Raw genomic sequence first — 13,112 nt, forward strand, 5'->3', positions numbered from 1 at the left:
AACCGACCGTAGCCGAGTACGCGGTGGTTGGCACGCTGTTCCGGCAGGTGGCCACTAGGCTCGGACTCCGTGAACGCCCTCGACGACGTCCTCGCCGCGCACGGCGTCGGCGTCCGCCCGCTGTACCGCGTCCTCGACCTGCTGCGCACCGGCGACCACGACCTCGGCGAGCTGGTCCGGCTGTCGACGGCCCCGCGGCGCAGCGTGGAAGCCGTCCTCACCGCCCTCGGCGACGACCTGGACCGCAGCGGCGACCGCCTGCGCATCGCCCCCGGCGTCGCGGCGTCGTACCTGCAGTACCGCGCACCCCGCTACGCCGACCCGCTCGACGAAGCCGTCGCAACGCACGAGCTGCTGCCCAAGATCGCCGAGTGGGTGGCCGAGGTGCCCTCGCCGCTGGCCGCGCTCGACCACGTGCAGGCCACGCCGGAGACCGTGCTGCGCCGCGCGCTCTGGCTGGACGCGCAGTACGACCTCGCGTCGGCACGCCTGCTGTTCCTCGGCGACCACGACCTGACGTCCCTGGCGGTGCGGGCGGTCTGCCCGTCGGCGTCCCTGACGGTCGTCGACCTGGACGAGCGGGTGCTCGCCTACCTGGACGACCGCGGCGGCCGGGAGATCCGGACCGTGCACGCGGACCTGCGGGTCGGCCTGCCGCCGTCCCTTTCCGGCGGATTCGACCTCGTGTTCAGCGATCCGCCGTACACGCCCGAAGGCATGGGGCTGTTCGCGGCGCGCGGGGTGCAGGCGTTGCGGGAGCCGAGCGAGGGACGGCTGCTGCTGGCGTACGGCTACAGCCCGCGCCACCCGGCGCTGGGCGCGCAGGTGCAGCGGTCGCTGGCCACGCTCGGGCTGACGTTCGAGGCGATCCTGCCGGGCTTCAACCGGTACTTCGGGGCGCAGGCGATCGGCAGCGCGGCGGACCTCTACGTCTGCCAGCCGACGGCGAAGGCCAAGAAGATGCGCAGCGGCAAGGCGATCTACACGCACGGGCCGCAGTCGGTCGAAGCGGCCGGGACGAAACCGGCGCTGCTGGAGAAGCTGAAGGAGATCGCGGGCGCTGGCGGCCTCGCGCTGGAGTCGCGGCCGGTGGACTGGTCGATCTCCGGCCCCGAGGGCGACGCCGTCGCGATGGACCTCTCGGCCGACCCGGGCCCGTGGCTGCTGCGGACACTGCTGGGCACGAACGCCCGGCGCCTGGCGCTGCTGGTCCCCAACGCCCACCCCGACCTGGGCGATCAGGCGGCCCAGGAGGCGCTCGCGTCACTCGTCCGGGGCAAGTACGCGCTGCGGTACCTGCGCAGCACGCCGGACAACCGCCACGCGGTCGTGGTCGCGGAGGCGGTGGAGCACCAGGACGAGATCCTCACGCGCGCCCACGCCCGCCTGGCGAACGTCGCCCTCGACGTCCCCGAAGACCTGGTGGACCTGCGCCTGGTCGACGTCCCCCGCCACCGCCTCCCCGACCTCCTGCGCTGACCCCGCCAAGAACGGCACTTTCATAGGGAAAGTGCCGTTCTCGGGGTCTCGGAGCGCCACTTTCTCAGGGAAAGTTGCGCTTCTGACAGTGACTGTCAGTCGGTGACGCCGTCCGCTTCGGCGGCCTTGGCGACCGCGGCCGCGACCTCGGGGGCCACGCGCGGGTCGAGCGGCGACGGGACGATCCGGTCCGGGCCCAGGTCGTCCATCGCCACCGACACGATCGCCTCGGCGGCCGCCAGCTTCATGTTCTCCGTGATGGCCCGCGCGCCCGAGTCGAGCGCGCCGCGGAAGACGCCCGGGAACGCCAGCACGTTGTTGATCTGGTTCGGGAAGTCGCTCCGGCCGGTGGCCACGATCGAGGCGTACCGCGCGGCCGCCACCGGGTGCACTTCCGGGTCCGGGTTGGACAGTGCGAACACGATGCCACCGCCCGCCATCCGGCCCAGCAGCGACTCGTCGATCGTCGCGCCCGACAGGCCGAGGAAGACGTCCGCGCCTTCGAGGGCCTCCGCCAGCCCGCCGCGCAGGCCCGCCTTGTTCGTCGTCGCGGCCAGGCGCTCCTTGACCGGGTTCAGGCCGTCGCGGCCGGCGTGGATGATGCCGCGGGAGTCGAGCACCGTGACGTCGCCGATGCCGGCTTCCTGGAGGATCTTCGCGCAGGCCACACCGGCCGCACCGGCGCCGGAGACGACCACGCGCTGGTCGGCGATCGCCCGGTCGAGGACCAGGTTGGCGCCCCGCAGCGCGGCCAGCGTCACGATCGCCGTGCCGTGCTGGTCGTCGTGCATGACCGGGCAGTCCAGGGCTTCCTTGAGCTTGTCCTCCAGCTCGAAGCACCGCGGCGCGGAAACGTCCTCCAGGTTGACGGCCCCGAACGACGGCCGCAGCCGGACCAGCGTCTCGACGATCTCGTCGACGTCGGTCGTGTCCAGCACCAGCGGGATCGAGTCGAGCCCGCCGAAGGTCTTGAAGAGCACCGACTTGCCCTCCATGACCGGCAGCGACGCGCTCGCGCCGATGTCGCCGAGGCCGAGCACCGCCGTCCCGTCGCTCACCACGACGACCAGCCGGTCCGCCCACGTGTAGTGCTTGGCCTTGGCGGCGTCCTCGGCGATCGCGCGGCTCACCTTCGCCACCCCCGGGGTGTACGCGATCGAAAGGTCACGCGGGCTGGAAATCGGGCGGGTGGCCGCCACCGAGAGCTTGCCGCCCTCGTGCCCGGTGAAGATCTCTTCGTCGGTGACCGGCGCGACGGCGCCGGTGGGGTCGGTCATGGGGTTTCCTGTCGTCGTTTCCGTCATTCCCCCAGTGGGAATGACGGAACTCGCGGTTCGGACTCGGGTCACTGGAATTTCTCCTGGGCATGCGGGCTGGGACCACGGTCGGCAGGGGAAACCGTGGGGGATCCCGGCACGGCAGCCCAGCGCGGTAGCGCCGGCCTGTCGGCGAGGCGTCACGTCGGCCATCGGTGCCGTGGGTCTGGCGATGGCCGCGGACGCGGCGGTTCGTTCATTGTGACAGGTCCTCCGCCGCCGGTGACCCCTCGGTGCGGTTGATGTCACATCGGACGCCCATTCCGGCAATTGCCAAGACGTCCGTTCGGTTTTTTAGCCGCCCGATAAGGTGAGGCCATGGAATTCCGCCGGCTGAGCGTCCCGGACGCCTTCGAGTTCTCCCCCCGGGCGTTCCCCGACACGCGGGGCCTGTTCGTCGCCCCCTTCCAGGAGGAGGTCCTGCGCGAGGCGGCCGGCCACCCGCTGCGGCTCGCGCAGGCGAACCACAGCGTGTCCCGGCGGGGCGCGATCCGCGGCATCCACTTCGCCGACACGCCTCCCGGGCAGGCGAAATACGTCTACTGCGCGCGCGGCTCGCTGCTCGACGTCGTCGTCGACATCCGCGTCGGCTCGCCGACTTTCGGCCACTGGGACGCCGTCCAGCTCGACTCCGCCCGGTACAACGCCGCCTACCTCGCCGAAGGCCTCGGGCACGGCTTCATCGCGCTCGAGGACGACACGGTGATGGCCTACCTGTGCTCCGAGCCGTACAACCCCAAGGGCGAGCACGGCATCACCCCGCTCGACCCGGCGCTCGGCCTGCCCTGGCCCGCGGACATCGAGCCGATCCTGTCGGAGAAGGACCGCGCCGCCCCCACCCTGGCCGAGGCGCTCGAGCAGGGCCTGCTGCCGTCCTACGAGGACTGCGTCGCCTACTACGACAAGCTGCGCTCGGCGAACTGACCACCACCGCCCGGCTCGTCGAGGCCGCTTGCACATTTAGTATGCGTGCATATAGTATGCCCGCATGGCACTTTATGAGTACGAGCACAGCGAGACGTCCACCGCCCCCGCCGCCGCGATCTGGCCGCTCTGGGCCGACACGGACCGCTGGCCGGAGTGGGACGCCGGCGTCCGGTCGGTGGTCCTCGACGGCCCGTTCGCCGCCGGGACGAGCGGCACGATGACGATGGACGGCATGCCGCCGATCCCGTTCACCCTCACCGAGGTCACCGAAGGCCGGGGCTTCACCGACGAGACGCGGCTGCCGGACGCGCACCTGCGGTTCGAGCACGTGCTGACCGACGTCGACGGCGGCACGCGGATCACCTACCGCGTCACCATCGACGGCCCGGAAGGGTTCGGCGAGCAGGTCACTTCGGACACTCCGGACGCCATGCGCGCGTTGGCCCGGCTCGCTGAGGCAAGCTCGCGAGTATGACCGCCCCCGAGTCCCGCCTGCCCGGCCCCGAGCGCAGCCCCGGCTTCCTGCTGTGGCGCGTGACGCTGGCCTGGCAGCGGGCGATGCGGGCCGCGCTGGCCCCGCACGACCTCACGCACGTCCAGTTCGTGCTGCTGACGACGACGTGGTGGCTCACCCGGGCGGGCGAGCCACCGACCCAGCGGCAGCTCGCCGACCAGGCGGGCACCGACACGATGATGACCAGCCAGGTCGTCCGCAAGCTCGCCGACCGCGGTCTCCTGGCCCGCGCCGACGACCCGGCCGACGCCCGCGCGAAACGCCTGGAAGTCACCCCGGCCGGCCTCGAACTGGTCGCGAAGGCACTGAAGGACGTCGAGGCCGCGGACGCCGAGTTCTTCGCGTCCGCCGACGACGGCTTCGTCGACGCATTGGCCCGGCTCGGCCCCTGACGAATCCCGGGGCTTCCCTGGGGACGATCCCGGATGTCCCGGCGTCACCACGCGGGCAGGCTCACCGCCATGAAACTTCTCGCACTGGGGGCGGCCGCGGCCGCACTGGCCTTGCTGCCGGGCACCGCGTCCGCGGACGAACTCCCGATGTTCGACTTCACCGACTGCCCGGCACCGCCGCCGAACGCCGACCCGGGCACGTGGCGCTGTGAAGCCTTTGTCTCGCAAGGAAAGCTGACGGTCGGCACCCAGGAGATCCCGTTGGGCGAAATGCGGCTGACGTTCAGCGAAGGCAAGGTGAACGGCCAGTACGCGCAGGTGTTCGGCGCGCTGCGGCACGAGCCGGTGCGCGTGCCCGGCCTGGCCGGCACGACGCTCCAGTTGCGCTACGGCGGCTATTCGGACTTCCAGGGCAACGACACCCGCCGCGGCGAGCTCGACGTCTACGCGGTGCTGCGGCACCCGTTGCTGCGCAAGGAATGCAGCATCGGCACGGCGGCCGCGCCGCTGCACACGGTCGTCCACGACGACCCGGCGATGCCGCCGACGGTGCTGTCCAAGAACCCGCCGACGTTCCACTTCGGCGTCGTCGACCCGGCCCTGGCGCTCCCGGCGACGCAGGGCTGCGGGCCGCTCGGCAAGCTCGTCGACCGGAAGCTGGGGCTGCCGTCGTCCTCGGAGTTCCACCAGACGACGTACGTGCAGTACAAGCAGCTCTAACGCTTCTTCGGCGTCACCCAGATGGTGATCGTCCCGGTGACCACCGGCCGGCCCTTCGCGTCCGAAATGGTCACCGGGACCTCGAGGTCGAAGCCTTCGTCGCCGAACTCCGGCAGCTCGGGCAGCGCCGCGACCGCGCGCAGGCCGGTTTCGGCCTTCGCGACGTACTGGACGTTCATGCCCTTCGGCAGCCACCGGTGCGTGGTGGGGACGGTCGCCTCGGCGAGCATGCCCATCGCGATCTCGGCCAGGTTGCAGGCGGCGATCGCGTGGAACGTGCCGATGTGGTTGTGGACACCCCACCACTTGGGTGCGGTGACCTCGCAGTGGCCGGGACGCAGCTCGCGCACCGAGGGCAGCACCGTGCGGAAGTACGGCACGCGCAGGCACATCGCGGCGCTGAACAGCTGTTTCCCGCCCGGCTTCCCGGCCAGCTTGTGCCACATCGCGAACGTCGGCGTCAGGGCCATGGGGGTCTCCTCGTACTAAGCTACCGTTCAGTAGCTAAGCAGACGGCCTGCTACCGCGCAAACGGCCGGGTATGTTCGGCCGGGTGACCAACCGTCTCTTCCTCCTCCGGCACGGGCAGACCGAATGGTCGCTGAACGGGCGGCACACCGGCCGCACGGACATCCCGCTGACCCCGGCGGGCGAAGGCCAGGCCCGCGCCGCGGGCGGCACCCTCCGGAGCCTGGTGGGCGGCCCGTCGCTGGTGCTCTCGAGCCCGCGCGCCCGGGCGCTGCGCACCGCCGCGCTGGCCGGGCTGCGCGTCGACGAAGTCACCGAGGACCTCGCCGAGTGGGACTACGGCGACTACGAAGGCGTCACCACGCCGCAGATCCGGGAGACCGTGCCGGGCTGGACGGTCTGGACCCACCCGAGCCCCGGCGGCGAAAGCGCTTCGGACGTCTCCGCCCGCGCGGACCGCGTGCTGGAGCGCGCGCGGCAAGCCTGCGAGGCCGGCGACGTGATCCTGGTGGGCCACGGGCACTTCAGCCGCGTGCTGGTGGCCCGCTGGCTCGGCCTGCCCGCCACCGCCGGCGTCCACTTCGGACTCGACGCGGCCGGCATCGCGGTGCTCGGCGACGAGCGCGGCGAACCCCAGATCGAACACCTCAACCTGCTGCCCGCGGAGGACTGACGTGCCCGACGACCGCATCCGCCGGATCCGCCCTTCGGACGTCGAAGCGGCGGTCGGCCTCGCCCACGAGCTGGCGGACTACGAGCGCGCGCCGGACGAGTGCCACCTCACGCAGGCGCAGCTGCACGAGGCGCTGTTCGGCGCATCGCCGAAGCTGTTCGGGCACGTGGCCGAAGTGGACGGCGAGGTCGTCGGCTTCGCGGTCTGGTTCCTGAACTACTCGACCTGGCGCGGTGTGCACGGGATCTACCTGGAGGACCTGTACGTCCGGGAGTCCCAGCGCGGGTCGGGCCTGGGCAAGGCCCTGCTGGCGGCGCTGGCGGCCGAGTGCGTCGCGAACGGCTACGCGCGGCTCGAGTGGTCGGTGCTGGACTGGAACCCGGCGACGGAGTTCTACAAGGCCCTCGGCGCGGTCGCGATGGACGAGTGGACGGTCAACCGCCTCACCGACGAGCCGCTGAAGGCGCTGGCCGCCCAGGCTTGACGTCTTGAATGACTCATTCCTGACCTCCGACGCCAGGAATGAGTCATTCACTGCGTCCGGGCGGTTGCGGGTCAGTCCTCTTCGTGGCCCTCTCGCTCGGCGCGGCGGCCCGCCAGCCCACCGCGTTCGGCGGCCTCCGTTTCCGTCTCGCCTTCGCGCAACCCCAGCGCCCACGCCCGCGACGGCCGCCGGAACAGCAGGGCCAGTGCCACGATGCCGAGCAGGGCGATCGGCACGCCCCACAGCGGCTCGCCGGACGGCCCGAGCAGGTACCAGCCGAGCCCGATCACGATCAGCGCGATCACCACGCCCGGCGAGCGCGCCCACGTCTGGCCGAGGACCAGCCCGGCCGACGCGGCCAGGAACGCCAGCGCCACCACGATGAACGTGCCCGACTCGACGAAGACGTTGTTGCCCGGCTGCGCGGGCGAGCCCAGTCCGTTCACCAGCACGACCACCCCGAACACCAGCAGGGCGAGCGACGGCACCGCGGTGACCACGCCGGCCAGCCGGACCTCACGGGGAGCGGGCGAGAGCTTCACTGCGGCGGCCTTCCGGTCTTCGGCGAACACGGGTTTCGCGAGAAGCACAGTGGACCCGGCCAGGGCGAGTCACCGTGCGTGAGCTCTTTCGATCGTATGCCACCCGGTCGGCCGTTTTCGCGAGACCGCCCCGGCGTCGAAAATCAAGATGTCGTCGATGAGCGGGCGGTCGGCCCGGGTGCACTTGTCACGACGAGCGGACACTCGCACGTGAAGGAGGACCGCCCGGCACAGGGTCTCGAAGGTGCTGTTCCCCGGGGTTGCGCCCGTCACCATGCGGCGCCGGAAGGTTCTCGGGCCGCCGGAAGTCACTTAGTCTGCGGTAATGCGCGCAATCCTCGTGGTGAACCCCCAGGCCACCTCGACCACCGCGGGTGGCCGGGACGTCCTGGCGCACGCGCTCGCCAGCCAGGTCAAGCTGGACGTGGTCGAGACGGACTACCGCGGCCACGCGATGGCCGTCGCGCGCTCGGCGGCGCGGGACGGCATCGACCTGGTCGTGGCGCACGGCGGTGACGGCACGGTCAACGAGGTCGTCAACGGCCTGCTGGCCGACGCCGACGGCGACCCCACCGCAATCGGCCACGTCCCCGCACTTGGTGTCGTGCCCGGCGGCTCGGCCAACGTCTTCGCGCGCGCCCTCGGCATCTCCGCCGACTCCTTCGAGGCCACCCACCAGCTGCTCAACGCGCTGGAGAACGACCGCTCGCGCCGGGTCGGGCTGGGCCTGGCCGACGGCCACTGGTTCACCTTCAACGCCGGCCTCGGCTGGGACGCCGACGTCGTCGGCCGGGTCGCCAAGCGCCGCGGCAAGCAGACGACCGCCGGCCTGTACCTGCGGGCCGCCGTCCGCTCCTACTTCCGGCCGCCGCTGGGCCGGCCGGCCCTGACCATCCGCATCCCCGGCGAGGACCCGGTCGAGGCGTTGACCGCTTTCGTGTCGAACACCGATCCGTGGAGCTACCTGGGTGAGCGTGCCGTCCACCTCAACCCGGGTTGCTCGTTCGAGACGGGATTGGGCCTGTTCGCGCTGAGCGGTCTGGGGTTGCCCACCGTGTTCAAGCATGTACGCCAAGCTTTGGTCACGAAGAGCAACCAGCGAGGACGACGTCTCGTGCGTCACGATGACCTGCCGATGGTCCGCATCGACGCAGCTGAACCGGTAAACTTCCAGGTGGACGGCGACCTCGTCGGCCAGCGGACTCGAGTGGAATTCTTCAGCGTCCCGAATGCACTCACGGTAATCGTGTGACGACGGGACCGCTGATCGCCTGCGGATAAGTACCAGGTGCCGTTCGTCGACGGAGAAGCTCCACTCAGCGCATCAGCCTTCCCTTCCGGCGGCTGTTTCAGAGAGAAACCGCAGGTCAGAGGGGTCGCTCGGCCGGGTGACCTGACTCACCGATCTTCCGGAAACCCTTGTCGAAAGCGGTGCTTCGTGAAAGCATTCACAAGCACCCAAGAACACGACCGCCATTGACGACTGTGGCGCGGCCCTCCCGCGCCATATGAAGGAGCTCACGAACATGGACTGGCGCCACGACGCGGCCTGCCGAGACGAGGACCCCGAGCTGTTCTTCCCGGTGGGAACCAGCGGTCCTGCTCTGTCGCAGGTTGCTCAGGCGAAGGCCGTGTGCCACCGCTGCCCCTCCGCTTCCGACTGCTTGGCCTGGGCTCTGGCCAGCGGCCAGGACGCCGGCGTGTGGGGCGGCATGAGCGAGGACGAGCGACGCGCGCTCAAGCGCCGCCGTACGCACATCGGCACGCGTACCAACGCCTGAGTTTCTCGAGATCCACCCAGGCCAGGCAGAATTTCACCCGGCGGGCATTTGTCGTGCCCACGCCGTCTGGGGTGATACCTACCCGGCTTGAGCTTAACAACCGAGGCGAAACCACCTGGCAACGGGTGCGCTGAAACCTCACCGGGACTTCAAGTCCTCCGCAAGCGCTGAACGGCCCGGCACCACGCACCTGGTGCCGGGCCTTCACGCGTTGATGCCCCACCAATCCCCCGTGTGATGCCTCCCCAATCACGAGTGATGCCCCTCCAATCACGCGAGATGCCTCCCCAATCACGCGAGATCCGCCCCCAATCACGCGAGTCCCGCCCCGGATCACGCGAGATCCGCCTCCAACCACGCGAGATCCGTACCCGATCACGCGCCGAGCCGGGCCTTGCCCGTGCGCGAATGGGCATCACCCGTGATTGAGCGGGCATCAAGCGTGATTGAAGGGGCATCACGCGGCTGGAGATCGTCAGAGGCGGCGGGACAGCGGGATGCGCAGCGCGGCTTCCGTCCCCGTCACCCGGGGGGACGACGCCTCCGTCCGCACCTTCCGCAGCGACAGCGAGCCCCGCAGCTCCGACTCCACGAGTGTCCGCACGATCTGCAGCCCCAGCCCGTCCGACCGCTCCAGCGAGAACCCCGACGGCAGGCCGCGCCCGTTGTCGCGGATCACGACGTCCAGCCAGCGGGCCGAACGCTCCACGATCAGCTCGACCTTGCCCGACCGGCCGGCCGGGAACGCGTGCTCGACGGCGTTCTGCACCAGCTCGGCCAGCACCATCACCAGCGGCGTCGCGATCTCCGCGACCACCACCCCGAACGAGCCCTTCCGCGACAGCCCGACCTGCGACTCCGCCGTGGCGACCTCGCCGACCATCGGCAGCACGTTGTCCAGCAGCTTGTCGAGGTCGACGCGCTCGTCCACCGAAATCGACAGCGCCTCGTGCACCAGCGCGATCGACGTCACCCGGCGGACCGACTCGGCCAGGGCGAGCCGCGCCTCCTCCGACGTCGTCCGCCGGGACTGCAGCCGCAGCAGCGCGGCCACCGTCTGCAGGTTGTTCTTCACCCGATGGTGGATCTCCCGGATCGTCGCGTCCTTCGACAGCAGCGCCCGGTCCCGCCGCTTCACCTCGGTGACGTCGCGGACGAGCACCAGCGCGCCCGCGGCCTGGCCGGCCGGCCGCAGCGGCAGCGCGCGGAACAGCACCACGGCGCCGCGCCGCGAGTCGGCCTCCGTGCGGCTCGACGGCTTCCCGTCGAGGGCCTCGATGATCCGGTGGGACACCTCGGTCGCGTCGAAGGGGTCGCGGATCAGCGACCGCGTCAACGGCGCCAGCCGCGTCCCGACCAGGTCGGACTCGTGCCCCATCCGGTGGTACGCGGACAACCCGTTCGGGCTCGCGAACACGACCGTGCCGCTCGAGTCCAGCCGGATCAGCCCGTCCCCGACGCGCGGTGACGTGTGCGTGTCGGTCGCGTTCGAGCCGTTCGGCGGGAACGTGCCGTCCACGATCATCTGGCACAGGTCGCCGGCGCTGCCCAGGTAGGCGATCTCCAACGGCGACGGCACCCGCGGCGCGGCCAGGTTCGTCTCGCGGCTCATCACGGCGATGACCTCGTCGTGGAACCGCACCGGGATGGCCTCGCGCCGCATCGGCAGGTCGCGGTACCAGTGCGGGTCCTCCTCGCGGCAGATCCGCACCTCGCGCATGGCCTTCGCCAGCTGCGGGTGCTCCTGCACGGTGAACCGCGTGCCGACGACGTCCTCGGGGTGCGCGGTCGGCGCCGTCGTCGGCCGGGCGTGCGCGACGCAGACGAAGTCGCCGCCGTCCGGCTGCAGTTCCTCGGTCACCGGGACCCAGAGCAGGAAGTCCGCGAAGGACAGGTCGGCGAGCAGCTGCCACTCGGCGACCACGGTCTGCAGGTGGTCCGCGGCCTCCCCGGGGAGGCCGGTGTTGTCGGCGAGCAGTTCGGCGAGCGTGGACACGCACCCCATCCAACCAGAGCAGGCCGCCATGACACACTTGACCAGCAACCTTGACGACGAGGAGTGAACATGTCGAAGCGCGCCCGCAAGCGTCGCGACCGGAAGAAGAACGGCGCGAACCACGGCAAGAAGCCCAACGCCTGATTCCCGGCGTCGGCATGACGAAGGCCCCCACGCACCGGCGCGGGGGCCTTCGTCGTGCTCGGGCGCTACTCGGAGCGCTGCTCGAGGGTGATCTCGGTGCGTTCCACGGTGACGCCGCCGCGGGTGGCGACGGTCTGGCGGATCGACGCGCGCAGCCGGCTCTTCAGCTCGGCCGGGGCGAGGTCGCCGCCGCACTTGCGGGCCAGCAGCTGCTTGATGTGCTCGTCGATGCCGTACTCCTCGAGGCACGGCGGGCAGTCCTCGATGTGCGCGCGCAAGGCGGCGTCACGCTCGGGGCTGCACTCGCGGTCGAGCAGCAGGTAGATGTCGGCGAGCGCCTCTTCGCAGCGGACCTTGTCGGACGCGCCCTCGCACATGTCGTTCATCGCCCCGCCACCTCCTCCTTGGCGCCCCGGATGAAGCCGCGCTCGCGCGCCACGTCGGCGAGCAGGTCGCGCAGCTGGGCGCGGCCGCGGTGCAGACGGGACATCACGGTGCCGATGGGCGTGTCCATGATCTCGGCGATCTCCTTGTACGCGAAGCCCTCGACATCGGCCAGGTAGACGGCGAGCCGGAACTCCTCGGGCAGCTTCTGCAGGGCGGCCTTGACGTCGGTGTCGGGCAGGTTGTCCATCGCCTCGACCTCGGCCGAGCGCAGCCCGCTGGAGGTGTGGCTCTCCGCCTTGGCGATCTGCCAGTCGGTGATCTCCTCGGTGGGCGCCTGCACCGGCTGCCGCTGGCGCTTGCGGTAGCCGTTGATGTAGGTGTTGGTCAGGATGCGGTACATCCAGGCCTTGAGGTTCGTGCCGGCCTTGAAGGACGCGAAGGCGGCGTACGCCTTCAGGTAGGTCTCCTGGACCAGGTCCTCGGCATCGGCGGGGTTGCGGGTCATCCGCATCGCGGCCGAGTACAGCTGGTCGAGCAGCGGCATCGCGTCCCGCTCGAAGCGCTCGGCGCGCTCGGCCTCGGTCGCTTCTTCCGGCGCTGAGTTCTGCGTGCTCGGCAAACCGTTCCCTTCCCGCTCGGCGTCGATGCGCGTGCGCGCATACGGCGGACCCGAGTTTACGCGGGGACCGGGCACGCCGCGGTTCGCCGGTGCCTCGGGACGGCGGCGGCTGCGTGAGCGTGTGGTGGCGAGCGTTGTGGTCACGTCCCGTACAACCGATCGGGGTGAGCGGGCATTCCCTAGACTTCCGCCATGGCTGGCAAGGGCACCCCGGCGACGGCGTTGCTGTCGAAGCAAAAAGTGGCGCACACGCTGCACGCCTACGACCACGACCCGCGGGCGGAGTCGTACGGGCTGGAGGCGGTGGAAGCGCTGGGCCTGGACCGGGCGCGCGTGTTCAAGACGCTGGTGGCGGAGGTGGACGGCCGGCTCGTGGTGGGTGTGGTACCGGTCACCGGCCAGCTGGACCTGAAGGCCTTGGCGGCCGCGGCGGGCGGCAAGAAGGCGAAGATGGCGGACCCGGCGGCGGCCCAGCGGGCGACGGGGTACGTGCTGGGCGGGATCTCGCCGCTGGGCCACCGGAGCCGGCTGCCGGTGGTGATCGACGCCACGGCTTCGACGTTCGAGACGGTGTTCTGCTCGGCCGGGCGACGGGGGCTGGAAGTGGAACTGGCCCCGGACGAGCTGATCCGGCTGACCGGCGCGGTCGTGGCCCCGATCGGGGCCTGAG

General features: G+C 71.0%; 17 protein-coding genes. 11 read left to right on the forward strand and 6 right to left on the reverse strand.

Going from position 1 to position 13,112, the window contains the following annotated elements:
• Positions 1 to 69 precede the first annotated feature (69 nt).
• Entirely contained in the window at positions 70 to 1,479 is a 1,410-nt protein-coding gene (locus tag ACFPLC_RS06060) for a bis-aminopropyl spermidine synthase family protein (protein WP_378188959.1), read from the forward strand.
• Positions 1,480 to 1,574: 95 nt separating this feature from the next.
• Here ACFPLC_RS06060 and ACFPLC_RS06065 read toward each other — a convergent pair whose 3' ends face one another.
• The gene (locus ACFPLC_RS06065) at positions 1,575 to 2,756 is read right to left on the reverse strand and encodes an NAD(P)-dependent malic enzyme (protein ID WP_191315182.1); all 1,182 of its coding nucleotides are present in this window, start codon (positions 2,754 to 2,756) and stop codon (positions 1,575 to 1,577) included.
• Between the two features lie 357 nt (positions 2,757 to 3,113).
• Between ACFPLC_RS06065 and ACFPLC_RS06070 the strand changes: the two genes are divergently transcribed.
• From ACFPLC_RS06070 to ACFPLC_RS06085, 4 genes are all read left to right on the forward strand, one after another.
• Positions 3,114 to 3,719: a dTDP-4-dehydrorhamnose 3,5-epimerase family protein gene (locus ACFPLC_RS06070; protein WP_378188960.1), complete on the forward strand. Its 606-nt coding sequence runs from the start codon at positions 3,114 to 3,116 to the stop codon at positions 3,717 to 3,719.
• Positions 3,720 to 3,783: 64 nt separating this feature from the next.
• On the forward strand, positions 3,784 to 4,197 hold the full coding sequence (locus ACFPLC_RS06075; protein ID WP_378188961.1) for an SRPBCC family protein: 414 nt from the start codon (positions 3,784 to 3,786) through the stop codon (positions 4,195 to 4,197).
• A complete protein-coding gene (locus ACFPLC_RS06080) occupies positions 4,194 to 4,628 on the forward strand; it encodes a MarR family winged helix-turn-helix transcriptional regulator (RefSeq protein WP_378188963.1) in 435 nt (144 codons plus the stop codon). The genes ACFPLC_RS06075 and ACFPLC_RS06080 overlap by 4 nt, the downstream gene beginning before the upstream one ends.
• Positions 4,629 to 4,697: 69 nt before the next feature.
• Positions 4,698 to 5,348: a hypothetical protein gene (locus ACFPLC_RS06085; RefSeq protein WP_378188964.1), complete on the forward strand. Its 651-nt coding sequence runs from the start codon at positions 4,698 to 4,700 to the stop codon at positions 5,346 to 5,348.
• On the opposite strand, the gene ACFPLC_RS06090 is transcribed toward ACFPLC_RS06085, so the two are convergent.
• Positions 5,345 to 5,818 (reverse strand): hotdog fold domain-containing protein, encoded by a 474-nt coding sequence (locus ACFPLC_RS06090; protein WP_378188965.1) that lies wholly within the window; start codon positions 5,816 to 5,818, stop codon positions 5,345 to 5,347. The genes ACFPLC_RS06085 and ACFPLC_RS06090 overlap by 4 nt on opposite strands.
• Positions 5,819 to 5,901: 83 nt before the next feature.
• Between ACFPLC_RS06090 and ACFPLC_RS06095 the strand changes: the two genes are divergently transcribed.
• Together ACFPLC_RS06095 and ACFPLC_RS06100 are read left to right on the forward strand one after the other, a co-directional pair.
• Positions 5,902 to 6,489 (forward strand): acid phosphatase, encoded by a 588-nt coding sequence (locus ACFPLC_RS06095; protein ID WP_191315187.1) that lies wholly within the window; start codon positions 5,902 to 5,904, stop codon positions 6,487 to 6,489.
• Between the two features lies 1 nt (position 6,490).
• Complete coding sequence (locus tag ACFPLC_RS06100; RefSeq protein ID WP_378188966.1) at positions 6,491 to 6,973, forward strand: GNAT family N-acetyltransferase; 483 nt, start codon at positions 6,491 to 6,493, stop codon at positions 6,971 to 6,973.
• 71 nt (positions 6,974 to 7,044) lie between these two features.
• On the opposite strand, the gene ACFPLC_RS06105 is transcribed toward ACFPLC_RS06100, so the two are convergent.
• Entirely contained in the window at positions 7,045 to 7,515 is a 471-nt protein-coding gene (locus tag ACFPLC_RS06105; protein ID WP_191315189.1) for a hypothetical protein, read from the reverse strand.
• 325 nt (positions 7,516 to 7,840) lie between these two features.
• Here ACFPLC_RS06105 and ACFPLC_RS06110 point away from each other — a divergent pair, with 325 nt between their 5' ends.
• Positions 7,841 to 8,767 (forward strand): diacylglycerol/lipid kinase family protein, encoded by a 927-nt coding sequence (locus tag ACFPLC_RS06110; RefSeq protein WP_378188967.1) that lies wholly within the window; start codon positions 7,841 to 7,843, stop codon positions 8,765 to 8,767.
• A gap of 274 nt (positions 8,768 to 9,041) precedes the next feature.
• Positions 9,042 to 9,296, forward strand: coding sequence for a WhiB family transcriptional regulator (locus tag ACFPLC_RS06115; protein ID WP_043777259.1), 255 nt, complete (start codon positions 9,042 to 9,044; stop codon positions 9,294 to 9,296).
• A 475-nt stretch (positions 9,297 to 9,771) separates the two neighbouring features.
• Here ACFPLC_RS06115 and ACFPLC_RS06120 read toward each other — a convergent pair whose 3' ends face one another.
• The gene (locus ACFPLC_RS06120; protein WP_378188968.1) at positions 9,772 to 11,292 is read right to left on the reverse strand and encodes a sensor histidine kinase; all 1,521 of its coding nucleotides are present in this window, start codon (positions 11,290 to 11,292) and stop codon (positions 9,772 to 9,774) included.
• Between the two features lie 69 nt (positions 11,293 to 11,361).
• On the opposite strand from ACFPLC_RS06120, the gene ACFPLC_RS06125 reads away from it, so the two are divergent.
• Positions 11,362 to 11,436, forward strand: a complete 75-nt coding sequence (locus tag ACFPLC_RS06125) for a 50S ribosomal protein bL37 (RefSeq protein ID WP_098515123.1) — start codon at positions 11,362 to 11,364, stop codon at positions 11,434 to 11,436.
• 65 nt (positions 11,437 to 11,501) lie between these two features.
• Here the strand turns inward: ACFPLC_RS06125 and rsrA are convergent, their stop codons facing one another.
• Complete coding sequence (gene rsrA / locus ACFPLC_RS06130) at positions 11,502 to 11,822, reverse strand: mycothiol system anti-sigma-R factor (protein ID WP_378188969.1); 321 nt, start codon at positions 11,820 to 11,822, stop codon at positions 11,502 to 11,504.
• The gene (locus ACFPLC_RS06135) at positions 11,819 to 12,442 is read right to left on the reverse strand and encodes a sigma-70 family RNA polymerase sigma factor (protein WP_003059778.1); all 624 of its coding nucleotides are present in this window, start codon (positions 12,440 to 12,442) and stop codon (positions 11,819 to 11,821) included. The genes rsrA and ACFPLC_RS06135 overlap by 4 nt, the downstream gene beginning before the upstream one ends.
• A gap of 192 nt (positions 12,443 to 12,634) precedes the next feature.
• Between ACFPLC_RS06135 and ybaK the strand changes: the two genes are divergently transcribed.
• A complete protein-coding gene (ybaK, locus tag ACFPLC_RS06140; protein WP_378188970.1) occupies positions 12,635 to 13,111 on the forward strand; it encodes a Cys-tRNA(Pro) deacylase in 477 nt (158 codons plus the stop codon).
• Position 13,112: the final 1 nt, after the last annotated feature.

This window comes from Amycolatopsis plumensis (assembly GCF_042652605.1).
GTDB lineage: Bacteria > Actinomycetota > Actinomycetes > Mycobacteriales > Pseudonocardiaceae > Amycolatopsis > Amycolatopsis plumensis.